The 24,373-nt window shown below is 71.2% G+C and carries 23 protein-coding genes; 19 read left to right on the forward strand and 4 right to left on the reverse strand.

Annotated features, from left to right (window positions below; all coding sequences use genetic code 11):
* Positions 1-105: 105 nt before the first annotated feature.
* Positions 106-1,335: a DUF349 domain-containing protein gene (locus ACWGIF_RS31165; protein WP_453502484.1), complete on the reverse strand. Its 1,230-nt coding sequence runs from the start codon at positions 1,333-1,335 to the stop codon at positions 106-108.
* 190 nt (positions 1,336-1,525) lie between these two features.
* Entirely contained in the window at positions 1,526-2,317 is a 792-nt protein-coding gene (locus tag ACWGIF_RS31170) for a peptidylprolyl isomerase (protein ID WP_453502485.1), read from the reverse strand.
* Between the two features lie 152 nt (positions 2,318-2,469).
* Here ACWGIF_RS31170 and ACWGIF_RS31175 point away from each other — a divergent pair, with 152 nt between their 5' ends.
* The 4 genes from ACWGIF_RS31175 (at position 2,470) to ACWGIF_RS31190 (ending at position 6,639) form a co-directional block, all read left to right on the forward strand.
* Complete coding sequence (locus ACWGIF_RS31175) at positions 2,470-3,183, forward strand: MBL fold metallo-hydrolase (RefSeq protein WP_453502486.1); 714 nt, start codon at positions 2,470-2,472, stop codon at positions 3,181-3,183.
* A 10-nt stretch (positions 3,184-3,193) separates the two neighbouring features.
* Positions 3,194-4,453, forward strand: a complete 1,260-nt coding sequence (gene hisS / locus ACWGIF_RS31180) for a histidine--tRNA ligase (RefSeq protein ID WP_453502488.1) — start codon at positions 3,194-3,196, stop codon at positions 4,451-4,453.
* A 171-nt stretch (positions 4,454-4,624) separates the two neighbouring features.
* A complete protein-coding gene (locus ACWGIF_RS31185) occupies positions 4,625-5,242 on the forward strand; it encodes a vitamin K epoxide reductase family protein (RefSeq protein WP_453502489.1) in 618 nt (205 codons plus the stop codon).
* A 44-nt stretch (positions 5,243-5,286) separates the two neighbouring features.
* Entirely contained in the window at positions 5,287-6,639 is a 1,353-nt protein-coding gene (locus ACWGIF_RS31190) for a replication-associated recombination protein A (RefSeq protein WP_453502490.1), read from the forward strand.
* A 74-nt stretch (positions 6,640-6,713) separates the two neighbouring features.
* Here ACWGIF_RS31190 and ACWGIF_RS31195 read toward each other — a convergent pair whose 3' ends face one another.
* Positions 6,714-7,391: a DUF2470 domain-containing protein gene (locus ACWGIF_RS31195; RefSeq protein WP_453502508.1), complete on the reverse strand. Its 678-nt coding sequence runs from the start codon at positions 7,389-7,391 to the stop codon at positions 6,714-6,716.
* A 286-nt stretch (positions 7,392-7,677) separates the two neighbouring features.
* On the opposite strand from ACWGIF_RS31195, the gene rpsD reads away from it, so the two are divergent.
* Positions 7,678-8,289, forward strand: coding sequence for a 30S ribosomal protein S4 (gene rpsD, locus ACWGIF_RS31200; RefSeq protein WP_008740451.1), 612 nt, complete (start codon positions 7,678-7,680; stop codon positions 8,287-8,289).
* A 160-nt stretch (positions 8,290-8,449) separates the two neighbouring features.
* On the opposite strand, the gene ACWGIF_RS31205 is transcribed toward rpsD, so the two are convergent.
* A complete protein-coding gene (locus ACWGIF_RS31205) occupies positions 8,450-10,732 on the reverse strand; it encodes an ATP-binding protein (RefSeq protein ID WP_453502492.1) in 2,283 nt (760 codons plus the stop codon).
* Between the two features lie 160 nt (positions 10,733-10,892).
* On the opposite strand from ACWGIF_RS31205, the gene ACWGIF_RS31210 reads away from it, so the two are divergent.
* The 14 genes from ACWGIF_RS31210 (at position 10,893) to nusB (ending at position 24,305) form a co-directional block, all read left to right on the forward strand.
* The gene (locus tag ACWGIF_RS31210) at positions 10,893-11,360 is read left to right on the forward strand and encodes a DUF948 domain-containing protein (RefSeq protein ID WP_453502493.1); all 468 of its coding nucleotides are present in this window, start codon (positions 10,893-10,895) and stop codon (positions 11,358-11,360) included.
* A gap of 8 nt (positions 11,361-11,368) precedes the next feature.
* Positions 11,369-11,713, forward strand: coding sequence for a DUF6167 family protein (locus ACWGIF_RS31215; RefSeq protein ID WP_453502494.1), 345 nt, complete (start codon positions 11,369-11,371; stop codon positions 11,711-11,713).
* A complete protein-coding gene (gene alaS / locus ACWGIF_RS31220) occupies positions 11,713-14,382 on the forward strand; it encodes an alanine--tRNA ligase (RefSeq protein WP_453502495.1) in 2,670 nt (889 codons plus the stop codon). Before ACWGIF_RS31215 ends, alaS begins: the two co-directional genes overlap by 1 nt.
* Positions 14,383-14,384: 2 nt before the next feature.
* Positions 14,385-14,855 (forward strand): Holliday junction resolvase RuvX, encoded by a 471-nt coding sequence (gene ruvX / locus ACWGIF_RS31225; protein WP_073920293.1) that lies wholly within the window; start codon positions 14,385-14,387, stop codon positions 14,853-14,855.
* Positions 14,856-14,983: 128 nt separating this feature from the next.
* Positions 14,984-16,756, forward strand: coding sequence for an endolytic transglycosylase MltG (mltG, locus tag ACWGIF_RS31230; RefSeq protein ID WP_453502497.1), 1,773 nt, complete (start codon positions 14,984-14,986; stop codon positions 16,754-16,756).
* Positions 16,757-16,762: 6 nt separating this feature from the next.
* Positions 16,763-17,590, forward strand: a complete 828-nt coding sequence (locus ACWGIF_RS31235) for a shikimate dehydrogenase (protein WP_453502499.1) — start codon at positions 16,763-16,765, stop codon at positions 17,588-17,590.
* 256 nt (positions 17,591-17,846) lie between these two features.
* Positions 17,847-19,031, forward strand: coding sequence for a chorismate synthase (gene aroC, locus ACWGIF_RS31240; protein WP_453502501.1), 1,185 nt, complete (start codon positions 17,847-17,849; stop codon positions 19,029-19,031).
* Between the two features lie 41 nt (positions 19,032-19,072).
* On the forward strand, positions 19,073-19,555 hold the full coding sequence (locus ACWGIF_RS31245; protein ID WP_453502510.1) for a shikimate kinase: 483 nt from the start codon (positions 19,073-19,075) through the stop codon (positions 19,553-19,555).
* Complete coding sequence (gene aroB / locus ACWGIF_RS31250; protein WP_453502502.1) at positions 19,552-20,643, forward strand: 3-dehydroquinate synthase; 1,092 nt, start codon at positions 19,552-19,554, stop codon at positions 20,641-20,643. The genes ACWGIF_RS31245 and aroB overlap by 4 nt, the downstream gene beginning before the upstream one ends.
* On the forward strand, positions 20,640-21,080 hold the full coding sequence (gene aroQ, locus ACWGIF_RS31255; RefSeq protein WP_453502504.1) for a type II 3-dehydroquinate dehydratase: 441 nt from the start codon (positions 20,640-20,642) through the stop codon (positions 21,078-21,080). Before aroB ends, aroQ begins: the two co-directional genes overlap by 4 nt.
* A 92-nt stretch (positions 21,081-21,172) precedes the next feature.
* Positions 21,173-21,949, forward strand: a complete 777-nt coding sequence (locus tag ACWGIF_RS31260; RefSeq protein ID WP_453502505.1) for an AAA family ATPase — start codon at positions 21,173-21,175, stop codon at positions 21,947-21,949.
* A gap of 185 nt (positions 21,950-22,134) precedes the next feature.
* Positions 22,135-23,241 carry an aminopeptidase P family protein gene (locus ACWGIF_RS31265; RefSeq protein WP_453502506.1) on the forward strand — a complete coding sequence of 369 codons (1,107 nt, stop codon included), beginning with the start codon at positions 22,135-22,137 and terminating at the stop codon, positions 23,239-23,241.
* A 59-nt stretch (positions 23,242-23,300) separates the two neighbouring features.
* Entirely contained in the window at positions 23,301-23,867 is a 567-nt protein-coding gene (efp, locus tag ACWGIF_RS31270; protein ID WP_030008757.1) for an elongation factor P, read from the forward strand.
* Between the two features lie 3 nt (positions 23,868-23,870).
* A complete protein-coding gene (nusB, locus tag ACWGIF_RS31275; protein ID WP_326592200.1) occupies positions 23,871-24,305 on the forward strand; it encodes a transcription antitermination factor NusB in 435 nt (144 codons plus the stop codon).
* The last annotated feature ends 68 nt before the right edge of the window (positions 24,306-24,373 follow it).

The raw sequence follows: 24,373 nt of genomic DNA on the forward strand, positions 1-24,373 counted from the left end.
GGGGCCCTCCGGTGACCGCAACCGGGGCCCTTCGGTCACTGTAAATTGGGGGGGCGCCCCCACCGTAACCCGGGGGGGGCCCCGCCCGCACGCTGCTGTCCGGCGTCAGCCGCCGAACTCCTCCAGGCCCTTCAGCGCCTGGTCCAGCAGGGCCTGGCGGCCCTCCAGCTCCCGGGACAGCTTGTCGGCCTTCGCGTTGTTGCCCGCGGCGCGCGCCGCGTCGATCTGCTCACGCAGCTTGTCGACCGCCGCCTGGAGCTGACCCGTCAGACCGGCCGCACGCGCCCGCGCCTCCGGGTTCGTACGACGCCACTCGCCCTCCTCGGCCTCCTGGATCGCCCGCTCCACCGCGTGCATCCGGCCCTCGACCTTCGGCCGGGCGTCCCGCGGCACGTGGCCGACGGCCTCCCAGCGCTCGTTGAGGGAGCGGAATGCGGCACGGGCCGCCTTCAGGTCCGTGATCGGGACGAGCTTCTCGGCCTCGTCGGCCAGCTCCTCCTTGATCTTCAGGTTCTCCGTCTGCTCGGCGTCGCGCTCGGCGAAGACCTCGCTGCGGGCCGCGAAGAACACGTCCTGCGCACCGCGGAAACGGTTCCACAGGTCGTCCTCGGACTCGCGCTGCGCCCGGCCGGCCGCCTTCCAGTCCGCCATCAGCTCGCGGTAGCGGGCCGCGGTGGGGCCCCAGTCGGTCGACTTCGACAGCGACTCGGCCTCCGCGACCAGCCTCTCCTTGACCTTGCGGGCGTCCTCGCGCTGGGCGTCCAGCGAGGCGAAGTGCGCCTTGCGGCGCTTGGAGAAGGCGGAACGGGCGTGCGAGAAGCGGTGCCACAGCTCGTCGTCCGACTTGCGGTCCAGGCGCGGCAGACCCTTCCAGATGTCCACCAGGGCGCGCAGACGCTCGCCGGCACTGCGCCACTGGTCGCTCTGCGCGAGCTGCTCGGCCTCGACGACCAGCGCGTCCTTGGCCGCACGGGCCTCGTCCGTCTGCTTGGCCTTCTGGGCCTTGCGCTCCTCGCGCCGCGACTCCACGGTCGTGACCAGCTTGTCCAGTCGCACGCGCAGGGCGTCCAGGTCACCCACCGCATGGTGCTCGTCGACCTGCGTGCGCAGGTGGTCGATCGCCGTCTGGGCGTCCTTGGCGGACAGATCAGTGGTCCGCACCCGCTTTTCGAGGAGGCCGATCTCGACCACCAGGCCCTCGTACTTGCGCTCGAAATAGGCCAGGGCCTCCTCAGGGGTGCCCGCCTGCCACGAACCGACGACCTTCTCGCCATCGGAAGTACGCACGTACACGGTGCCCGTCTCGTCGACTCGGCCCCACGGGTCGCTGCTCACAGCGCCTCCTCCACCTGATGCCTCCGAGGGGTTCACCCCCTGGGCATCGTCCACAGTTTCCTGGGGCGGGCAGCGCCCGCCCTGCACAACGCAAACATAGGCGACCGCCGGGTCGGCTGTCCGCATCCCGCACGACGGAATATCGACGTGCGGGGTGCCGGTTCACCGGGCCCGGGGCCGCCGCATCCCGTCAGTTCTGCGTGACCGCGCCCTTCTCGATCTTGACCTCGGTCTTCGGCGGGCCGTCCTGGCCGCCGTCGGCCGTCCCGGCCTTGGCGATGTCCTCCAGGACCTTCAGGCCGGCCGCGTCGATCTTGCCGAACGGGGTGTAGGACGGCGCCAGCGGGCTGTCCTTGTAGACCAGGAAGAACTGGCTGCCGCCCGAGCCGGGCTGGCCCGTGTTGGCCATCGCCACCGTGCCCGCCGGGTAGACGACCTGGCCCTGCTCGTTCGCCTTGCCGAGCGAGTCCAGGTTCTCGTCCGGGATGTTGTAGCCCGGGCCGCCCCTGCCGGTGCCCTCGGGGTCGCCGCACTGGAGCACGAAGATCCCGCCGGCCGTCAGGCGGTGGCACTTCGTGTTGTCGAAGTAGCCCTTGTCGGCGAGCGACTTGAAGGAGTTGACGGTCTGCGGGGTCTTCGCCGCGTCCATCGTGAAGTTGACGTCACCCGCACTGGTCTTCAGCGCGAAGGTGTACTTCGCCTTCTGGTCGATCGCCATCTCCGGCGAGGGGGACTGCTTTGGCTCGGGCGCCGAGGCCGAGGCCGACGGGGTCGCCGCCGGGTCCGCGGCCTGGTCCTTCTTGCCCTTGTCGAAGACGCCGCCCACGATCAGGCCGACCAGCGTCGCGATCACCACGGCCACCGCCGCGCCGATCACGGCCGCCCGCCGGCGCGCCTTCCTCCGGGCCTCGGCCCGGCGCTTCTGCTGGCGCTCGTACTTCTCCCTGGCGAGCTGTCGCCGCCGCTGATCGCTCGTGACCACCGGGTCGTCTCCTTGTACGTGTCTGATACTGCTGTCCGGGCTGGGATAGGCCGTACCGTATATGGGTTCGCTGTGTAATGAGCGGCGCCGGTAGGCTCTGAGCAGCAGATTCGGATCTGCAGCCTCCCGCCGGACGACGATTGAGGACGAACGTGCTGATTGCCGGGTTCCCCGCTGGGGCTTGGGGCACCAACTGTTACGTGGTCGCCCCCGCCGCCGGCGAGGAGTGCGTCATCATCGACCCGGGCCACCAGGCCGCCCAGGGTGTCGAGGAGACGCTGAAGAAGCATCGGCTCAAGCCCGTCGCGGTCGTGCTGACCCATGGCCACATCGATCATGTGGCCTCGGTGGTCCCGGTGTGCGGAGCACACGACGTACCGGCCTGGATCCACCCCGAGGACCGCTACATGATGAGCGACCCGGAGAAGGCCCTCGGCCGCTCCATCGGGATGCCCCTCATGGGAGAGCTGACCGTGGGGGAGCCGGACGACGTCCGCGAGCTGACCGACGGCGCCGCCCTGAGATTGGCCGGAATGGACTTCTCCGTGGCGCACGCGCCGGGGCATACCAAGGGGTCGGTGACCTTCAGGATGCCCGAGCTGGCCGACATCCCGCCGGTCTTCTTCTCGGGCGACCTGCTCTTCGCCGGCTCCGTCGGACGCACCGACCTGCCCGGCGGCTCCCACGCCGAGATGCTCGAGTCGCTGGCCCGCGTATGCCTGCCGCTCGACGACTCGACCGTGGTGCTGTCAGGCCACGGTCCCCAGACCACCATCGGCCGCGAGCGCGCGACCAACCCGTATCTGCGGGAGGTCGCCGCCGGCCTGGCAGCGGATCACACCGCCGCTCCACGACGAGGAATGTGACGAGAGTTTCGTGGCTACTTTTCAGGCCCCCAAGGGCACGTACGACCTGATCCCGCCGGTTTCCGTGAAGTACCTGGCGGTGCGCGAGGCCATCGCGGCCCCCCTCCGGAACTCCGGCTACGGCTACATCGAGACGCCCGGCTTTGAGGACGTGGGCCTGTTCGCCCGAGGCGTGGGCGAGTCCACCGACATCGTCTCCAAGGAGATGTACGCCTTCGAGACCAAGGGCGGCGACCAGCTGGCCCTGCGCCCCGAGGGCACGGCCTCGGTGCTGCGTGCGGCGCTGGAGGCGAGCCTGCACAAGAAGGGCAACCTGCCGGTCAAGCTCTGGTACTCGGGCTCGTACTACCGCTACGAGAAGCCGCAGGCGGGCCGCTACCGCCACTTCTCGCAGGTCGGTGCCGAGGCGATCGGCGCCGAGGACCCGGCGCTGGACGCCGAGCTGATCATCCTGGCCGACCAGGCGTACCGCTCGCTGGGCCTGCGCAACTTCCGGATCCTGCTGAACTCGCTGGGCGACAAGGAGTGCCGCCCGGTGTACCGGGAGGCGCTCCAGGCCTTCCTCGGCGGTCTCGACCTCGACGCGGAGACCGTGCGCCGCGCCGAGATCAACCCGCTGCGCGTCCTCGACGACAAGCGGACCGACGTACAGAAGCAGCTGGTCGGCGCGCCGATGCTGCGGGACTACCTGTGCGACGCGTGCAAGGCGTACCACGAGGAGGTCCGGAGCCTGGTGACGGCGGCCGGGGTCGCCTTCGAGGACGACGAGAAGCTGGTGCGCGGGCTGGACTACTACACGCGGACCACCTTCGAGTTCGTCCACGACGGTCTGGGTTCGCAGTCGGCGGTGGGCGGCGGCGGCCGCTACGACGGCCTGTCCGAGATGATCGGCGGACCGGCGCTGCCGTCGGTGGGCTGGGCGCTCGGCGTCGACCGTACGGTGCTCGCGCTCGAGGCCGAGGGCGTCGAACTCGACATCCCGGCGTCGACCTCGGTGTTCGCCGTGGCCCTGGGTGAGGCCAAGCCGGTCCTGTTCGGGCTGGTGACGCAGCTGCGCAAGGCGGGCGTCGCGGCGGACATGTCGTACGGAGGCAAGGGCCTCAAGGGCGCCATGAAGGACGCGAACCGCAGCGGTGCGCGCTTCGCGCTGGTCGCGGGGGACCGCGACCTCGCCGAGGGCGTCGTCCAGCTGAAGGACATGGAGTCCGGCGATCAGACGGCCGTGGCCGTCGCCGACCTGGTCGCCACCGTCCAGGCCCGTCTGGCCTGACGTCCGCCGCCTCCCGGGGCGGGGTGGGAGCCGCTGCGCGGACCCCGCCCCGCCCTTCGCGGTTCCGGCGCCGGGGAGGGAGGCCGCTTATGCGCAGTAAACGGTGGCGGCACAGCCCGGTACGGCACAATGGCCGGTGCTTGTTGACCTTGCAGATGTGGAGCGGGCGGTATGACGACACGAGGTACGGACACGGACACCGCCCGGGGGACGACCGTCGGGGGAAGCCGGGCCCTGGCCCTGCTGCTCGTGATCACGGGGGCCGCGGGTCTGCTCGCGGCCTGGGTGATCACCCTCGACAAGTTCAAGCTGCTGGAGGACCCGGACTTCAAGCCGGCCTGCAGCCTGAACCCGATCGTCTCCTGCGGCAACATCATGCAGAGCGACCAGGCGGCCGCCTTCGGCTTCCCGAACCCCATGCTCGGGCTCGTCGCCTACGGCATCGTGATCTGCGTCGGCATGAGCATGCTGGCCGGGGCCCGGTTCCGTCCCTGGTACTGGCTGACGCTGAACGCCGGCACCCTCTTCGGCGTCGTCTTCTGCGCCTGGCTGACCTATCAGTCCCTCTACAACATCAACTCGCTGTGCCTGTGGTGCTGCCTGGCCTGGGTCGCCACGATCTTCATGTTCTGGTACGTCACCGCGCACAACGTCCGCGAGGGGCTGCTGCCGGCGCCGGGCTGGCTGAAGGCCTTCCTCGACGAGTTCACCTGGGTCCTGCCGGTGCTCCACGTCGGGATCATCGGGATGCTGATCCTGACGCGCTGGTGGGACTTCTGGACGGCCTGACCGGGCGCGGCGGGACTGTCGGTGGGCTCGCATAGGCTTCCTGTGTGGAACCAGACCTGTTCACCGCCGCTGCCGAAGACCGCCAGGAGAAGGATCCCTCGACCTCTCCGCTCGCCGTCCGGATGCGCCCGCGCACCCTGGACGAGGTGGTCGGCCAGCAGCACCTGCTGAAGCCCGGATCACCGCTGCGGCGGCTGGTCGGGGAAGGGGCCGGCGGCCCGGCCGGTGCCTCGTCGGTGATCCTGTGGGGCCCGCCGGGCACCGGAAAGACCACCCTGGCGTACGTGGTCAGCCAGGCCACGCAGAAGCGTTTCGTGGAACTCTCCGCCATCACGGCGGGCGTCAAGGAGGTACGGGCCGTCATCGAGGGCGCACGGCGCGCCGCCGGTGGCTACGGCAAGGACACCGTCCTCTTCCTCGACGAGATCCACCGCTTCAGCAAGGCGCAGCAGGACTCGCTCCTCCCGGCCGTCGAAAACCGCTGGGTGACACTCATCGCGGCCACCACGGAGAACCCGTACTTCTCGATCATCTCCCCGCTGCTGTCGCGGTCGCTGCTGCTCACGCTCGAACCGCTGACGGACGACGACCTGAGCGCGCTGCTGCGGCGCGCGCTCACCGAGGAGCGGGGCCTGGGCGGTGCGGTCACCCTGCCTGCGGACGCCGAGGCGCATCTGCTGCGGATCGCCGGCGGCGACGCCCGCCGGGCGCTGACCGCGCTGGAGGCGGGGGCCGGGTCGGCCATCGCCAAGGGCGAGGAGGAGATCAGCCTCCAGACGGTCGAGGAGGCGGTCGACCGGGCGGCCGTCAAGTACGACAGGGACGGCGACCAGCACTACGACGTGGCGAGCGCGCTGATCAAGTCGATTCGCGGCTCGGACGTGGACGCCGCGCTGCACTACCTGGCGCGGATGATCGAGGCGGGGGAGGACCCCCGGTTCATCGCGCGCCGCCTGATGATCTCGGCGAGCGAGGACATCGGCCTGGCGGATCCGACGGCGCTGCCCATCGCGGTGGCCGCGGCCCAGGCGGTGGCGATGATCGGCTTCCCGGAGGCCGCGCTGACCCTGTCGCACGCGACGATCGCGCTGGCGCTGGCCCCGAAGTCGAACACCGCCACGACCGCGATCGGCGCGGCGCTGGCCGACGTGCGGGCCGGGCTGGCGGGCTCCGTCCCGCCGCACCTGAGGGACGGGCACTACAAGGGCGCGGCGAAGCTGGGGCACGCGCAGGGGTACGTGTACCCCCACGACGTGCCGGGCGGGATCGCGGCGCAGCAGTACGCGCCGGACGAGATCCACGGGAAGCGGTACTACGAGCCGACGCGGTACGGAGCGGAGGCCCGCTACGCGGACGTGGTGGAGAAGGTCCGGGAACGGCTTCGCGGCGGGTCCTGACTGCGGCGCCGCCGCGAACCGGTCCCGCCCGAAGGCCGAGCGGGCCGCCGGAAACGCGAGACGTCCACCTGTTCTCAGAAGGAGGCGGCCGAGAACAGGGTGTGCATCGCCCGGCGCAGGCCGCAGATGTCCGTCACCGGCTCCGGGAAGTCGAAGCGGGCGTCGAAGGAGCCGGCGGCGCCGCCGGTGAAGCGGACGCGCAGGCCCAGGCGGTCCAGGGAGAGCGGCACGGCGGTCATGCCGTGCCGCTCGCGGGAGCCGAGCAGGCCGCCCAGCTCACCGATCCGGTCGCCGTGGGCGCAGTGCAGGTGCTGGAGCAGCTCCGTCTCGTGCGCGACCATCGGGTCCGGCTCCGCCGCGGCCAGGTCGTCCGGGTCCACGTGCTCGGCGCCCCACAGGTCGTCCACCGAGATCTCGCCGACCTCCAGGCGCAGCATCATCCAGGCCGGACGGCCGGTGTGCGGGGCGTCGAGGGACTCGCCCATGCCCAGCAGCTCGCCCACCGGGTGCCGCTCCGCGAGCAGTGCGGCGCAGGCCGCGCGGTCGTCCCCGCGCACCGGCGTCAGCCACCCGGCCAGCCAGGCGCGGCCTCGGATACGATGGGGCACGGACACCGGCGCCACATCCGTGATCTCGATCACGGCGGTGAGGTCGTCGTCCTGGGCGTGAGCGGCTGCTCTGGCAGCCGTGGATTCCCCGGAAACAAGGAGAATCACGTCCCCGTCCGGGGTGACGGTCCGAGCGGCCGGCAGCCCTGTCCCGAACTCTTCGTGCTCGTGACTGTCACGAGCACCGATCAGGGTGAGGGATACTGAGGCGTTGGACTCTACGAGGGTTCGTACGCGTTCGGCTCCGGTGAGCTGCCGAACGCCTTCCCTGGGACGCGGCTGACCTTGCCTATCGTCGTCGAAAGCAGATTCCGTTTCGTTGGGATCTGAACTTCGATGCGCACTGGGCAGGGGGATCCCATGTGGTCGAGACATTACGTCCTCCTCGCTAAGGTAAGCCTCACCTAACTTACATGGAGGTAGGTTCCACGTGAACCAGAAGCGACCCAAGGTCAAGAAGTCGCGTGCCCTCGGCATTGCGCTGACCCCGAAGGCCGTCAAGTACTTCGAGGCCCGCCCCTACCCGCCGGGCGAGCACGGCCGTGGCCGCAAGCAGAACTCGGACTACAAGGTTCGTCTGCTCGAGAAGCAGCGTCTGCGCGCTCAGTACGACATCTCTGAGCGTCAGATGGCCCGCGCGTACGACCGCGCCAAGAAGGCCGAAGGCAAGACGGGCGAGGCGCTTGTCGTCGAGCTCGAGCGTCGTCTCGACGCCCTGGTTCTGCGTTCGGGCATCGCCCGCACCATCTACCAGGCCCGCCAGATGGTCGTTCACGGCCACATCGAGGTCAACGGTGACAAGGTCGACAAGCCGTCGTTCCGTGTCCGCCCGGACGACGTCATCACCGTGCGTGAGCGCAGCCGCGAGAAGGTTCCGTTCCAGGTTGCCCGTGAGGGTGGCTACGCAGGCGAGGGCGAGACCCCGCGCTACCTGCAGGTCAACCTGAAGGCCCTGGCCTTCCGCCTGGACCGCGACCCGAACCGCAAGGAAATCCCGGTCATCTGCGACGAGCAGCTCGTCGTCGAGTACTACGCCCGCTGATGCAGGCGTAGCCCTCACAGGCTGGTCGAAGCCCGCCGTCCCCTCCGGGGGGCGGCGGGTTTCGCTTTCCCGGCCGCAGGCGCCACAAGCCCCCGCGCCGCCGCGCCGCGGGCCTACGGCCGGGTCCGCGAGGGCCGCAGCCGTCCGCCGGGCCGTGGGGCTACGGCTTGTCCGCCGCCGCGCGGCGCGACACCCGGGACCCGCGGGGGCCGCTCGGCCACGCCGGCCGGGGCGCCGGAACCCCACCCCCGCCCCGCTCCTCGGGCCTGCACTGGGCGCGCCCGACCAGGGCCTCGCGGCTCAGTTCCCGCCCCTCGGCCGCGCACGCCGCGTACCGCTCGGCGCCCAGCAGTTCGCCCGCCCGCTCCCGGCACATCAGCCGAGGGGCGTTGAAGTACCCCGAGCCGAACAGCTGCAGCCCCACCCCGCCCCACATCGGCTCCGCCGCGCCCTGCAGCACCGCGGCCTCCGCCGGATCGCCCTCGGCCACCGTGACCAGCGCGAGCAGCTCCAGGGCGAGCACCAGCCCGACCAGATCATGGAAGGCGTGGTTGATCACCACACACTCGGTCAGCAGACGCCGGGCCTCCTCCGTGCACCCGGCATCCAGAGCCGCGTAGGCGAGGACGTACAGGGCGTACGCCTTCGTCCAGCGCTCCCCGTGCTCCTCGCAGATCTCCCGGACCTCCCGGGACAGCGCCAGCGCCCCGGGCAGGTCGCCCTGGAAGGCCAGTGCCATCCCCAGTTCCACTTGGCACATCAGCACATTGCTGTTCAGCTCGCCGGCCGCCCGGTACTGCTCCAGCGCCGCGCCCAGCAGCTCCCGGGCCCGCGTCATGTCGTCCGAGACCAGTGCCAGACAGCCCAGCCGGTGCACCGCGTAGGCCGCCGCCACCGGGTTCCCGCTTCGCGCGGCTCCGTCCCGGCACTCGTACAGGGCGCTCATCGATGCCGTCGCGTCCCCCTGCAGGGCCGCGACGTACCCCAGCACCCACAGGGCCTTCAGCCGCGAGTTCTCGTACTCCGTCACCGCCCGGCCCGTGGGCTCCAGACTCCGGTCCAGCCAGTGCCGCCCCTCGGTCAGGCGCCCGCAGCCCGCCCAGTAGAACCAGAGGGTCCCCGCCAGGTACTGGCCCAGGTGCACCTCGTCCGGCTCGTCCAGGCAGCACTCCAGGGCGAGCCTGAGGTTGGCCAGCTCCGCCTCGACCAGGGCCGCCACCTCCTGCTGGCGCGGGCTGAACCAGTCCAGCTCGCACCAGGTCGCCAGCCCCACGTACCAGTCCCGGTGGCGCCGCCGCAGCCGCTCGGTGTCGCCCAGCGACTCCAGCCAGCCCGCCCCGTAGGCCCGTACGGTCTCCAGCATCCGGAAGCGCACGCCGGCGGCCGTCTCCTCCCGGACCAGCAGGGACTGGTCGAGGAGCTCCCCGACGAGGTCCAGCACGTCCGCCACGGGCAGATCCAGGCCCGCGCACACGTATTCGACGGCGTCGAGGTCGAACTGCCCCGCGAACACCGACAGCCGCGCCCACAGCAGCCGCTCCGCCGGCGTGCACAGCTCGTGGCTCCACCCGATGGCCGTACGCAGCGCACGATGCCGGGGGAGCCCCCCGCGCTCGACTCCCGTCAGCAGCGCGAAGCGGTCCTCCAGCCGGTCCAGCACCTGCGCGGGGGACAGCGTCCGCAGGCGGGCCGCCGCCAGCTCCAAGGCGAGCGGGATCCCGTCGAGTCGGGCGCACACCTCGGCCAGTGCCGCGCGGTTCGCCGGTGTCACGGCGAAGGCCGGGTCTGCCGCGGCCGCCCGCACCGCCAGCAGGGCCAGCGCGTCCTCCGGGCCCGGCGGGGCCAGCGGGAACGTCAGCTCGCCCTCCACGGCCAGCGGGCGCCGGCCCGCCGCGAGCACGTGCAGGCCGGGGGAGCGGCGCAGCAGCTCCCGGAGCAGCTCGGCGGTCTCGTCGACCAACTGCTCGAAGCCGTCCAGGACCAGCAGCAGCCGCCGCCCGGCCAGGTGCTCGGCCAGGACGGTCCGGGGAGGCCGGGTGGTGTGGTCGGTCAGCCCGAGTGCCTCGGAGAGGGTCAGCTCCAGCAGTGCCGGATCCCGTACGGCGGCCAGCTCGGCCAGCCACACGCCGTCGCAGTAGCGTTCCTGCGAGCCTTCCGAGCCTTCCGAGCCTTCCGAGCCTTCCGAGCCTTCCGAGCCTTCCGAGCGCCGCGCCCCCTCCGAGCCCGGCGACCCTTCCGGGCCCCGCGAGGCCTCGGCCGCCGACCGGGCGGCCGCGAGGACCAGCCGGGACTTGCCCACCCCGCCCACGCCGGTCACCGTCACCAGCCGCGAGGACTCCAGGAGCCCTCCCAGCCGGGCCAGTTCGGCACCCCGCCCGATGAACCGGCTCAGCTCCGAGGGAAGATTGCCCCTGGCGGTGTCTGGAAGGGGTCTCTGTCGCATGGGACACGGAGAGTACTGGTCCGGATGCACTGCGTTCAAGACGGTGCCCTCCGTACCGGAATTGCGGTACGGCCCGGGATCTCCGGCGCGATAGGGTCGGAGGGCCATTTGCAGGAATCAGCAAGCCAGAGTTTCAGGCACAGACAGAGAGCGGTGTGACGTGTCCGGTGTAGAGGTGGCCGGGATCATCGTGGCCGTCTTCTGGGCCATCCTGATCTCGTTCCTCGCCGTGGCGCTGGCGAGGCTGGCCCAGGTGCTCAGGGCGACCACCAAGCTGGTGACCGAGGTGACCGACCAGGCGGTCCCGCTGCTGGCCGACGCCTCCACCACCGTCCGCTCCGCGCGCACCCAGCTCGACCGGGTCGACGCCATCGCGAGCGACGTGCAGGAGGTCACCTCCAACGCCTCCGCCCTGTCCTCCACCGTGGCCTCCGCCTTCGGCGGGCCGCTGGTGAAGGTCGCGTCCTTCGCCTACGGCGTCCGCAAGGCGCTGGGCAAGGGCGATGCCGCGAGCTCGAACGGCATGCCGCCGAACACATCCCGACGTTCACGCAGCGATGGCGACAGCCGTACCGTGATCGTCGGCCGTACGGTGCCGGCGGCCCGGCGCCGGAAGCAGAAGGGCTGAGACCGCCGATGTTCCGCCGAGCCTTCTGGTTCACCGCAGGCGCAGCCGCCGGCGTGTGGGCCACCACCAAGGTCAACCGCCAGCTCAAGAAGCTGACGCCGGAAAGCCTCGCAGCCCAGGCGGCCGAGAAGGCCGTGGAGGCGGGGCACCGCCTCAAGGACTTCGCCCTCGACGTCAAGGCGGGAATGACGCAGCGCGAGGACGAGCTGAACGATGCACTGGGGCTCCACCAGGACCCCGACCGGCCCGACAACGTCACCGCCCTTCCCGGGCCGCGGCGGCTGCGGGCCATCGAGAACGACAAGACCACCCCCCGACCCAAGTTTTCGTACGACCGGAATGAGGACCACTGATGGAGTCGGCTGAGATTCGCCGCCGCTGGCTGAGCTTCTTCGAGGAGCGCGGTCACGCCGTTGTCCCTTCGGCGTCGCTCATCGCGGACGACCCGACTCTGCTGCTGGTCAACGCGGGCATGGTCCCCTTCAAGCCGTACTTCCTCGGCGAGACCAAGCCCCCGGCCCCCCGCGCCACCAGCGTGCAGAAGTGCGTCCGTACGCCGGACATCGAAGAGGTCGGCAAGACCACCCGGCACGGCACGTTCTTCCAGATGTGCGGCAACTTCTCCTTCGGGGACTACTTCAAGGAAGGCGCCATCAAGTACGCCTGGGAGCTGCTGACCAGCTCCGTGGCGGACGGCGGCTACGGCCTTGAGCCCGAGAAGCTCTGGATCACCGTCTACCTCGACGACGACGAGGCCGAGACGATCTGGCGCGACGTCATCGGCGTCCCCGCCGAGCGCATCCAGCGTCTGGGCAAGAAGGACAACTTCTGGTCCATGGGCGTCCCCGGCCCCTGCGGCCCGTGCTCGGAGATCAACTACGACCGCGGCCCGGAGTTCGGCGTCGAGGGCGGCCCGGCGGTCAACGACGAGCGCTACGTGGAGATCTGGAACCTGGTCTTCATGCAGTACGAGCGCGGCGCCGGCGACGGGAAGGAAGACTTCCCGATCCTCGGCGACCTGCCGTCGAAGAACATCGACACGGGTCTGGGCCTCGAGCGTCTCGCCATGATCCTGCAGGGCGTGCAGAACATGTACGAGACCGACACCCTGCGCGTGGTCATGGACAAGGCCACCGAGCTGACCGGTGTCCAGTACGGCGCCGCGAAGGACACCGACGTGTCCATGCGCGTCGTCGCCGACCACATCCGCACCTCCGTCATGCTCATCGGCGACGGCGTCACCCCCGGCAACGAGGGCCGCGGCTACGTGCTGCGCCGCATCATGCGCCGCGCCATCCGCAACATGCGCCTCATGGGCGCCACGGGTCCGGTCGTCCAGGCCCTGGTCGACGTCGTGATCGGCACGATGGGGCAGCAGTACCCGGAGCTCGTCACCGACCGCAAGCGCATCGAGACCGTCGCGCTCGCCGAAGAGGCCGCCTTCCTCAAGGCCGTCAAGGGCGGCACGAACATCCTCGACACCGCCGTGAGCGAGACCAAGGCCGCCGGCGGCACGGTCCTCTCCGGCGAAAGGGCGTTCCTGCTCCACGACACCTGGGGCTTCCCGATCGACCTCACCCTGGAGATGGCCGCCGAACAGGGCCTCTCCGTGGACGAGACCGGCTTCCGCCGCCTGATGCAGGAGCAGCGCGACCGCGCCAAGGCCGACGCCAAGGCCAAGAAGACCGGCCACGCCGACGTCTCGTCGTACCGGGAGATCGCCGACCGCGCCGGCGGCACCGAGTTCACCGGCTACGCCACCAACCAGGGCGAGTCCACCATCGTCGGCCTCCTGGTCAACGGCGTCTCGGCGCCCGCCGCCTCCGAGGGCGACGACGTCGAGGTCGTCCTCGACCGCACGCCCTTCTACGCCGAGGGCGGCGGCCAGCTCGCCGACCAGGGCCGCATCAAGCTCGACTCCGGCGCCGTCATCGTCGTCCGCGACGTCCAGCAGCCGGTCCCGGGCGTCTCCGTCCACAAGGGCTCCGTGCAGGTCGGCGAGGTGACGGTGGGCGCCTCCGCGTACGCCGCCATCGACGTCCACCGCCGCCGGGCCATCGCCCGCGCCCACTCGGCCACGCACCTCACCCACCAGGCGCTGCGCGACGCGCTGGGCCCCACGGCCGCCCAGGCCGGTTCCGAGAACTCGCCGGGCCGCTTCCGCTTCGACTTCGGCTCGCCGAACGCCGTTCCCGGTGCGGTCCTCACCGACGTCGAGCAGAAGATCAACGACGTGCTCTCCCGTGAGCTCGACGTCACCGCCGAGATCATGAGCATCGACGAGGCGAAGAAGCAGGGTGCCATCGCCGAGTTCGGCGAGAAGTACGGCGAGCGTGTGCGGGTCGTCACCATCGGCGACTTCTCCAAGGAGCTGTGCGGCGGCACGCACGTCGGCAACACCGCCCAGCTGGGCCTGGTGAAGCTGCTCGGCGAGTCCTCCATCGGTTCCGGCGTGCGCCGCGTCGAGGCCCTGGTCGGCGTGGACGCGTACAACTTCCTCGCCAAGGAGCACACGGTCGTCGCCCAGCTCCAGGAGCTGGTCAAGGGCCGTCCGGAGGAGCTGCCGGAGAAGATCGCCTCCATGCTCGGCAAGCTGAAGGACGCCGAGAAGGAGATCGAGAAGTTCCGCGCGGAGAAGGTCCTGCAGGCCGCCGCCGGTCTCGCCGCCAACGCCCAGGACATCCACGGCGTCGCCCTGGTCGTGGGCCAGGTGGCGGACGGCATCGGCGCCGACGACCTGCGCAAGCTGGTCCTCGACGTGCGCGTCCGCATCCCCGGCGACCGCCCGGCGGTCGTGGCCCTGTTCACCGTGGCGAACGACCGCCCGCTGACCGTCATCGCCACCAACGAGGCGGCCCGCGAGCGCGGTCTCAAGGCCGGTGACCTGGTCCGTACGGCCGCCAAGACCCTCGGCGGCGGCGGTGGCGGCAAGCCGGACGTCGCCCAGGGCGGCGGCCAGAACCCGGCCGCCGTCCCGGAGGCCATCAGCGCCGTCGAGCGCCTCGTCGTAGAGACGGCCTGACGATGACTCTGCGCCGCGGCCGCCGGCTCGCCATCGATGTCGGGGACGCCCGGATCGGGGTCGCCTCGTGCGACCCCGACGGGGTGCTGGCCACACCGGTGGAGACCGTTCCGGGTCGGGACATCCCCTTCGCCCACCGGCGGCTGCGGCAGCTCGTCGAAGAGTACGAGCCCCTCGAAGTCGTGGTCGGCCTCCCCCGCTCGCTCAGCGGGCGGGAGGGGCCGGCCGCGGCCAAGGTGCGTGTCTTCGCGAACGAACTCGCCAAGGGGATCAAGCCGGTGACGGTCCGTCTGGTGGACGAGCGGATGACCACGGTCACCGCCGCCCAGGGTCTGCGGGCCTCCGGCAGGAACGCGAAGAAGGGCCGGTCGGTCATCGATCAGGCGGCCGCTGTGGTGATCCTTCAAAACGCTCTTGAGACCGAACGGGTATCAGGTAATCCGCCCGGTGAGTGCGTCGAAGTGGTTGTCTGATCGCGATACGGTAACGTTCCGCGCGATGAGACGGCATTCGAACAGCCGTCGCCCACCGTCAAAGAGGCGGAACCGGGTGCCACGGACGACGGAGTCCGCGGCCTCCGTCTCGCGGCTCTAGGGGACCGATGACTGAGTATGGCCGGGGCCGTGGCCCCGAACCGTGGCACCCCGAGGATCCCCTGTACGGGGACCAGGGGTGGACCGGGCACCAGACCCAGCAGGGTCAGGCGCCCTACGCCGGTGCCCCGCAGCAGGAGTATCCGCAGGAGCCCCAGTACCAGCAGGAATACCCCCAGCAGTACCAGCGGTATCCGGAGTACGAGCAGCAGCAGTACGAGCAGCAGCAGTACCAGCAGCAGTACCAGCAGCCGTACCCCGACCAGCAGTACGCCGCGCAGCAGGAGGCCTATGCCCCGCAGCAGCAGGCGTACGCCCCCCAGCAGCAGGCCTACGCCCCGCAGCAGGCGCAGCCCCAGGCCACCCAGCAGCCGGTGTACGACAGCCAGGGCTGGGACACCGGCCAGGGCCCGTACGTGGCCGCCGTGCAGGCCGACCCCTACATGGGCGCCGACCCCTACGCACAGCAGTCCGTCGCGGGCTACCCCGGCGAGGCCCCCGACCTCTACACGACGGCCGAGGCCTACCCGCCGCCGCAGCCCCCGAGCCGGCGCCACCTGGAGCCGGAACCGGTCGAGGAGCTCGAGGAGGAGGAGCCCGAGGGCGGCTTCCTCGCCGGCGGCGGTCACGACGACGGCGACGACGACGGTGACGACGGTCGCCGCGGTGGCCGCTCGAAGGGCGGCAAGCCCAAGAAGCGCAGCGGCATGGCCTGCCTGATCGCCGCCGTCGTCATCATCGGCGTGGTCGGCGGTGGCGGCTACTACGGCTACACGTACCTGAAGGACCGGTTCGCCACGGCCGAGGACTACACGGGCGAGGGCAGCGGAGAGACGGTCGACGTCGAGATCCCCAAGGGATCCTCCCTGGCCCAGATGGGCAACATCCTCAAGAAGAACGGCGTCGTGGCGAGCGTGGAGGCGTTCACCACGGCTGCCGACGTCAACCCCAAGGGCAAGTCCATTCAGCCCGGCGTCTACCCGATGCGGAAGAAGATGTCGGGTGCGGCCGCCGTCGCGCTGATGATCGACCCCAGCAAGCTGAACGTCCTCACCGTCACGGAGGGCATGCGCAATGCCAAGGTGTACGAGGCGATCGACAAGAAGCTGGGCAAGCCGGACGGCACCACCCGGGACATCGCCCTGCGCGAGGCCAAGAACCTCGGACTGCCGGCGTGGGCCGGCGCCAACCAGAAGCTCATCGACCCGCTCGAGGGCTTCCTGTTCCCGATGCGCTACGACCTGAGCAAGGACAGCACCCCCGAGTCCCTGCTCAAGCAGATGGTCAAGAACGCGAGCGACAAGTACTCCGAGCTGGGCATCGAGGGCAAGGCCAAGGAGCTGGGCCTGGAGAATCCGCTCCAGGTGGTCACGGTCGCCAGCCTCGTCAACGCCGAGGGCAAGAACCACGACGACTTCCGAAAGATGTCCGAGGTCGTCTACAACCGCCTCAAGAAGAGCAACGACGTCACGAACCAGAAGCTCGAGTTCGACTCGACGTACAACTACATCAAGGGCTCGAGCGAGCTCAACTTCTCCATCAAGGAGGCCAGGGCGCTCGACCACCCCTACAACACGCACTTCGTCAAGGGCCTGCCTCCCGGCCCGATCGGAAACCCGGGCGCGGACGCCCTGACCGCTACGCTCAACCCGGACAACGGCGGCTGGATGTTCTTCGTGTCGGTGGACGGCGACAAGACGACCTTCACCCAGACCTACGAGGAGCACCTGAAGCTCGTCGACGAGTTCCAGACGCGGCAGAAGCAGAAGAACGGCGGGTAGCAGGACATGTCACGGATACGGGCCGCGGTGCTGGGTTCGCCCATCGAGCACTCACTCTCACCGGTGCTGCACCGTGCCGCCTACCAGGAGCTCGGCCTCGAGGAGTGGTCGTACGACCGCTTCGAGATCGACGAGACCGCGCTCCCGGGGTTCGTCGCCGGCCTCGGCCCCGAGTGGGCCGGGCTGTCGCTGACCATGCCGCTCAAGCGGGCGGTCATCCCGCTGCTCGACGAGATCAGCGACACGGCCGCCTCCGTCGAGGCGGTCAACACGGTCGTCCTCACGCAGGACGGCCGCCGCCTCGGGGACAACACCGACATCCCCGGCATCGTCGCCGCGCTCCGCGAGCGCGGCGTCGAGAAGGTGTCCTCGGCCGCCATCCTCGGCGCCGGGGCCACCGCCTCCTCGGCGCTCGCCGCCCTCTCGCGGATCTGCACCGGCCGGGTGACGGCCTACGTCCGCTCGCGGGCCCGCGCCGACGAGATGCGGCAGTGGGGCGAGCGGCTCGGCGTCCCCGTCCACACGGCCGACTGGTCCGATGCCGCCGAGGCGCTGGCCGCGCCGCTGGTCATCGCCACCACCCCGGCCGGTGCCACCGACGCCCTGGCCGCTGCCGTACCCGCTGCCCCGGGCACCCTCTTCGACGTCCTCTACGACCCGTGGCCGACGGCCCTCGCCGCCGCCTGGTCGCATCGCGGGGGCAAGCTCCTCGGAGGCCTGGACCTCCTGGTGCACCAGGCGGTCCTGCAGGTCGAACGGATGACGGGGTGCTCCCCGGCGCCGCTCGAAGTGATGCGGCGGGCGGGCCTCGCGGCCCTCTCGGCGGCCCACTGAGGTTGCGAGCCGCGGTCGTCGACTCCACCCGGAACGCATCCCGCTCCCGGCTGTTTCCCGCCGGCGTGGCGCATGGTGATGCCGATCTTGCTCTGTGATGCGGGTGCCCGGCGGAGCGGGTGCGGGGCTCCGCCGTCCGACAGTTGGACCGGAGGGCGGTGCACCGGCCGGGACATGGGAGGATCGGGTGAGGCGGGTCCGGGCCGCGCACCCGATCGCGCCGTCGCTGTACCAGGCGCGAGCATGAGGAGCATCGTTGAGCAGGTTGCGTTGGCTGACCGCCGGGGAGTCGCACGGACCGGCACTGGTGGCGACGCTGGAGGGCCTTCCCGCCGGCGTCCCGGTCACGACCGAGCTGGTGGCCGACCACCTGGCCCGGCGCCGGCTCGGCTACGGCCGCGGTGCCCGGATGAAGTTCGAGCAGGACGAGATCACCTTCCTGGGCGGCGTGCGGCACGGTCTGTCGCTGGGTTCGCCCGTGGCGGTCATGGTCGGCAACAGCGAGTGGCCCAAGTGGGAGACGGTCATGTCGGCCGACCCGGTCGACCCCTCGCTGCTCAAGGACACCGGCCGCAACGCGCCGCTGACCCGTCCGCGGCCCGGCCACGCCGACCTCGCGGGCATGCAGAAGTACGGCTTCGACGAGGCCCGGCCGATCCTGGAGCGCGCCAGCGCCCGCGAGACCGCCGCTCGCGTCGCCCTCGGTGCGATCGCCCGGTCCTTCCTCAAGGAGGTCGCGGGCATCGAGATCGTCTCGCACGTGGTGGAACTGGCGGCGGCCAAGGCCCCGTACGGCGTCTACCCGACCCCCGCCGACGTCGAGAAGCTCGATGCCGACCCGGTGCGCTGCCTCGACGCCGACGCGAGCAAGGCGATGGTCGCGGAGATCGACCAGGCCCACAAGGACGGCGACACCCTCGGCGGCGTCGTCGAGGTGCTGGCGTACGGAGTCCCGGTCGGCCTCGGCTCGCACGTCCACTGGGACCGCCGCCTCGACGCACGCCTCGCCGCCGCCCTCATGGGCATCCAGGCCATCAAGGGCGTCGAGGTCGGCGACGGCTTCGAGCTCGCCCGCGTGCCCGGCTCGAAGGCGCACGACGAGATCGTCTCCACCCCCGAGGGCCTCAAGCGCACCTCCGGCCGCGCAGGCGGCACCGAGGGCGGCCTGACCACCGGCGAACTGCTGCGCGTACGGGCCGCGATGAAGCCCATCGCGACCGTCCCGCGCGCCCTCGCGACCGTCGACGTGGCGACCGGTGAGGCGACGGTGGCCCACCACCAGCGCTCCGACGTGTGCGCCGTGCCGGCCGCCGGCATCGTCGCCGAGGCCATGGTGGCCCTCGTGCTGGCCGACGCCGTCGTCGAGAAGTTCGGCGGAGACTCGGTCCCCGAGACCCGCCGCAACGTCCAGTCCTACCTCGACCACCTGCAGATCCGGTGACGGGCGGACCGAGCGGACCGGTCGTCGTCCTCGTCGGCCCCATGGGGTCCGGCAAGTCCACGGTGGGAGCGCTGCTCGCCGAGCGGCTCGGCGTCCCCTACCGGGACACGGACGCCGACATCGTCGCGGCCGAGGGCCGGGAGATCTCCGAACTCTTCGTCGACGAGGGCGAGCCGTACTTCCGCGAGCTGGAGCGGCAGGCGGTCGCGGCCGCCGTCGCCGAGCACCGCGGAGTCCTCGCCCTCGGCGGCGGCGCCGTCCTCGACGAGGGCACCCGCAGGCTTCTGACCGGCCTGCCCGTCGCCTATCTGTCGATGGACGTCGAGGAAGCCGTACGGCGCGTGGGTCTCGGCGCCGCGCGCCCGCTGCTCGCCGTCAACCCGCGCCGCCAGTGGCGTGAGCTCATGGACGCCCGGCGCCCCCTGTACACCGAAGTCGCGCGCGTCGTGGTGGCCACCGACGACCGCACCCCCGAAGAGGTCGCCCAGGCGGTCCTCGACGCTCTGGAGTTGAAGGACGTATGACAGACCAGGTGACGCGGATCCACGTCGGCGCGAGCGCCGGACACGACGCGTACGACGTGCTGGTCGGGCGGCAGCTGCTCGGCGAGCTCGGCTCCCTGATCGGTACGAAGGCCCAGCGGGTCGCCGTGATCCACCCCGAGGCGCTGGCCTCGACCGGTGAGGCGCTGCGCGACGACCTGGCCGAGCAGGGCTACGAGGCGATCGCCATCCAGGTGCCGAACGCCGAAGAGGCCAAGACCGTCGAGGTGGCCGCCTACTGCTGGAAGGCCCTCGGCCAGTCCGGCTTCACCCGTACCGACGTCATCGTCGGCGTCGGCGGGGGAGCCACCACCGATCTCGCGGGCTTCGTCGCGGCCAGCTGGCTGCGCGGAGTGCGCTGGGTCGCCGTACCGACCACCGTCCTCGCGATGGTGGACGCGGCCGTCGGCGGCAAGACCGGCATCAACACCGCCGAGGGCAAGAACCTCGTCGGCGCCTTCCACCCGCCGGCCGGTGTGCTCTGCGACCTTGCCGCGCTGGACTCGCTGCCCGTCAACGACTACGTCAGCGGCCTCGCCGAGGTCATCAAGGCCGGATTCATCGCCGACCCGGTGATCCTCGACCTGATCGAGGCGGACCCGCAGGCGGCCCGGACGCCCGGGGGCCCGCACACCGCCGAGCTCATCGTGCGCTCCATCCAGGTCAAGGCCGACGTCGTCTCCAGCGACCTCAAGGAGGCCGGACTCCGCGAGATCCTCAACTACGGCCACACCCTCGCGCACGCCATCGAGAAGAACGAGCGCTACAAGTGGCGGCACGGCGCGGCCGTCTCGGTCGGCATGGTCTTCGCGGCCGAACTCGGCCGGCTCGCGGGCCGGTTGGACGACGCGACGGCCGACCGGCACAAGGCGGTGCTCGCCTCGGTGGGCCTGCCGCTGACCTACCGCGGCGACCAGTGGCCCAAGCTGCTCCAGACCATGCAGCTCGACAAGAAGTCCCGCGGCAACCTGCTGCGCTTCATCGTCCTCGACGGGCTGGGCAAGCCGACCGTCCTGGAGGGGCCCGACCCGGCCCACCTGATCGCCGCCTACGGTGAGGTGTCGGCGTGAGCCGGCGCGTGCTGGTGCTGAACGGCCCGAACCTGGGCCGTCTCGGCTCGCGCGAGCCCGACGTGTACGGTGCGACCTCGTACGCGGGACTGGTGGAGAGCTGCCGCTCGCTGGGCGAGGAGCTCGGCTTCGACGTCGAGGTCCGCGAGACCAACGACGAGGGCGAGCTGATCCGCTGGCTGCACGAGGCGGCGGACGGGAAGGTCCCCGTGGTCATCAACCCCGGGGCCTTCACGCACTACTCGTACGGCATGCGGGACGCGGCCGCGCAGCGCACGGCGCCGCTGATCGAGGTGCACATCTCGAACCCGTACGCCCGCGAGGAGTTCCGGCACACCTCGGTCATCGCCGCGGTGGCGACCGGGACGGTGGCGGGCTTCGGGATCGGTTCGTACCGGCTGGCGCTGCGCGCACTGGCGGACGAGATCGCCAGCTGACACTCTGCCTGGCGGTGCTGGTGGACGGTCCGACCCCTGCGGTCATATAACGTTCTCGCATCAGTCGCCGGAACGAGACGGAGTGGCAGCGGATGCAGCAAGGAGTGGGGGGCGCGGGCTGGGGACAGCCGGGACCGCACCCGGCGGCGCCGCCGCAGCCGCCGATACCCCCGGCGCAGGGCTGGCCGGGTTCTTCCCCGCCGCAGTCCGCCCACCAGCCGCCGCAGCAGCCCCCGCCCGGGCACATGGCACAGCCGGTGCCGGAGAGCACCGGGCACATCCCGCTGCCGCCCGCGGTCGCGGGGACCGGAGGGGCCGTCCTCGCCGTGCTGCTGATCGGTCCGGCCGGCGCCGGGAAGACCACCGTCGCCCGGCACTGGGCGGGCAGCCGGCCCGTGGCGACCGCCCACATCAGCCTGGACGACGTCCGCGAGTGGGTCTGCTCCGGCTTCGCCGACCCGCAGGCGGGCTGGAACGAGCACTCCGAGGCCCAGTACCGGCTCGCGCGTCGCACCTGCGGCTTCGCCGCACGCAACTATCTGGCGAACGGGATCTCCTGCATCCTGGACGACGCCGTCTTCCCGGACCGGCCCGTGGTCGGGCTGGGCGGCTGGAAACGGCACGTGGGCCCGACGCTGCTGCCGGTGGTGCTCCTGCCCGGCCTGGAGATCGTCCTGGAGCGGAACGCGGCCCGCTCCGGCAACCGCCGGCTCTCCGACGAGGAGGTGGCGCGGATCCACGGCCGCATGGCCGGCTGGTACGGCTCCGGCCTGCCGATCATCGACAACTCCCACCTGGACGTCGAGGGCACCGCCCGCGCCCTCGACGAGGTCCTGGCGCGTGCCCTGGCGACACCGGGGGGCTGGTAGCGCCGGCCGCGTGGCCGACCTGCGGCGTGCCGCCGCCGGGGCGTCCCCCGGCTCCCGTACGCGGGCTGGGCGGCCGCACCCTCCGCCGTCGGCGGGCTCGCGCGGTCCCGCCCCGAGCGGCGCCGGCCGCCCGACCGGACGCGCTCGCCGGGCCGGATCCGCCCGGCGCTCGTACGCTCGAAAACATGTCAGACGTGTACGCCGCCCGCCGGGGCCTGCTTCGCGACCGATGCGCCGCCGCGGGGAACGCCGCCGCGCTGATCACGCGTCCGGCGAACGTCCGCTACCTCACCGGGGCGTCCCCGCTCGGCGCCGTGCTGCTCGTCGGGCCCACCGAGGACGTGCTGTTCTGCGCCGGCGCGCCCACCGGCGAGGCCGACGAGGGGCGCCTCGACGAGCGCCTCAGAGTCTCCGTCCTCGGGGCCCCCGGCGGGGACCCGGCCGTCGCGGCCGCCGACATGGCCGCCTCCGTACGGGCCGACTCGCTCGCCGTCGAGGAACACCACCTCACCGTCGGCCGGCACCGGGCCCTGCGATCCGTCGCGCCCAAGCTGCACCTCGCCGACCTGGGGACCGCCGTCGAGCAGCAGCGCCTCGTCAAGGACGAGGAGGAGATCGCCTGCCTGCGGATCGCCGCGGAGATCGCCGACCAGGCCCTGGGCGAGCTGCTGGAGTCCATCCTCGTCGGCCGCACCGAACGGCACCTCGCCCTGGAGCTGGAGCGGCGGCTCGTCGACCACGGGGCGGACGGCCCCGCCTTCCCGACCTCCGTGGGCACCGGCCCGCACTCCGGGCGCTCCCGGCACCGGCCCTCCGACCGCAGGGTGGAGGAGGGCGACTTCCTCTCGGTCTGCATGGGCGCCGGCTACCGGGGCTACCGGTGCGAGATCGGGCGTACCTTCGTGATCGGGACCAGCCCCGCCGATTGGCAGATCGACCTGTACGACCTCGTCTTCACGGCCCAGCGGGCGGGCCGCGAGGCCCTGGTTCCCGGGGCCGCGTACCGGGACGTGGACCACGCGGCGCGCTCCGTCCTGGACTCCGCAGGCCACGCGGAAGCCCTCGCTCCGTCGATGGGGCACGGCGTCGGCCTCGAAATCGACGAGGACCCGCAGCTTGCACCTACGGCAATGGGTAAACTGGACGCTTGCGTGCCGGTCACCGTCGAACCGGGGGTTCACCTCCCGGGCCGGGGAGGTGTCCGGATCGATGACACGCTCGTCGTACGCCCCGAGGCGGACGGCGGTCCCGAGCTACTCACCATTACGACCAAGGAGCTGCTCGCGCTCTAGCCCGCTCCGCCGGGCTGTGCGCGCACCCGTGGTCTTCCAGTGCAGGAGATTCCGCAACCGTGGCTTCCACGAACGACCTCAAGAACGGCATGGTGCTCAAGCTCGACGGTGACCAGCTCTGGTCCGTCGTCGAGTTCCAGCACGTCAAGCCCGGCAAGGGCCCGGCCTTCGTGCGCACCAAGCTCAAGCACGTGCTCTCCGGCAAGGTCGTCGACAAGACCTTCAACGCCGGCACGAAGGTCGAGACGGCCACCATCGACCGCCGTGACATGCAGTTCTCTTACATGGACGGCGAGTACTTCGTCTTCATGGACATGACCACCTTCGACCAGCTGATGGTGGACAAGAAGGCTGTCGGCGACGCCGCCAACTTCCTGATCGAGGGCTTCACCGCCTCCGTCGCCCAGCACGAGGGCGAGGTGCTCTACGTCGAGCTCCCGGCCGCGGTCGAGCTGAAGATCGAGCACACCGACCCGGGCGTCCAGGGCGACCGCTCCACCGGTGGCACCAAGCCCGCCACCCTGGAGACGGGCTACGAGATCCAGGTCCCGCTCTTCGTCACCACCGGCGAGACGGTCAAGGTCGACACCCGCACCAGCGACTACCTCGGCCGGAAGAGCAACTAACCCGTGGCTGCTCGGAGCAATGCGCGCAAGCGCGCCTTTCAGATCCTTTTCGAGGCCGACCAGCGTGACGTGCCCGTTCGCGAGGTCCTCGCGGACTGGATCCGCCACGCGCGGTCGGACGACCGGCAGCCGCCGGTCAGCGCCTTCACGATGGACCTCGTCGAGGGTTACGCGGACAAGGTGAACCGCATCGACGACCTGATCGTCACCTACGCCGTGGACTGGGAGCTCGACCGCATGCCGGTCGCCGACCGGAACATCGTGCGGCTCGGTGCCTACGAGCTGATCTGGGTGGACGACACCCCGGACGCCGTGGCCATCGACGAGGCCGTCCAGCTGGCCAAGGAGTTCTCGACGGACGAGTCGCCCTCGTTCGTGAACGGGCTGCTGGCCCGCTTCAAGGACCTGAAGCCGAGCCTGCGGCGCAGCGAGAGCTGACCGCACCGCACGGCGCACCACCGGCACACCGCCATACGGAAGGGCCCGCAACGTACGCGTTGCGGGCC

Source organism: Streptomyces sp. NPDC054849 (assembly GCF_053610945.1).

What these genes read in the sequence shown, in the direction of transcription:
- ACWGIF_RS31185 (WP_453502489.1), top strand. Translation starts at nt 4,625, where the DNA reads ATGACGACACGAGGTACGGACACGGACACCGCCCGGGGGACGACCGTC.
- ACWGIF_RS31205 (WP_453502492.1), bottom strand. Translation starts at nt 10,732, where the DNA reads ATGCGACAGAGACCCCTTCCAGACACCGCCAGGGGCAATCTTCCCTCG.
- ACWGIF_RS31215 (WP_453502494.1), top strand. Translation starts at nt 11,369, where the DNA reads ATGTTCCGCCGAGCCTTCTGGTTCACCGCAGGCGCAGCCGCCGGCGTG.
- alaS (WP_453502495.1), top strand. Translation starts at nt 11,713, where the DNA reads ATGGAGTCGGCTGAGATTCGCCGCCGCTGGCTGAGCTTCTTCGAGGAG.
- ruvX (WP_073920293.1), top strand. Translation starts at nt 14,385, where the DNA reads ATGACTCTGCGCCGCGGCCGCCGGCTCGCCATCGATGTCGGGGACGCC.
- mltG (WP_453502497.1), top strand. Translation starts at nt 14,984, where the DNA reads ATGACTGAGTATGGCCGGGGCCGTGGCCCCGAACCGTGGCACCCCGAG.
- ACWGIF_RS31235 (WP_453502499.1), top strand. Translation starts at nt 16,763, where the DNA reads ATGTCACGGATACGGGCCGCGGTGCTGGGTTCGCCCATCGAGCACTCA.
- ACWGIF_RS31245 (WP_453502510.1), top strand. Translation starts at nt 19,073, where the DNA reads ATGGGGTCCGGCAAGTCCACGGTGGGAGCGCTGCTCGCCGAGCGGCTC.
- aroB (WP_453502502.1), top strand. Translation starts at nt 19,552, where the DNA reads ATGACAGACCAGGTGACGCGGATCCACGTCGGCGCGAGCGCCGGACAC.
- ACWGIF_RS31260 (WP_453502505.1), top strand. Translation starts at nt 21,173, where the DNA reads ATGCAGCAAGGAGTGGGGGGCGCGGGCTGGGGACAGCCGGGACCGCAC.
- ACWGIF_RS31265 (WP_453502506.1), top strand. Translation starts at nt 22,135, where the DNA reads ATGTCAGACGTGTACGCCGCCCGCCGGGGCCTGCTTCGCGACCGATGC.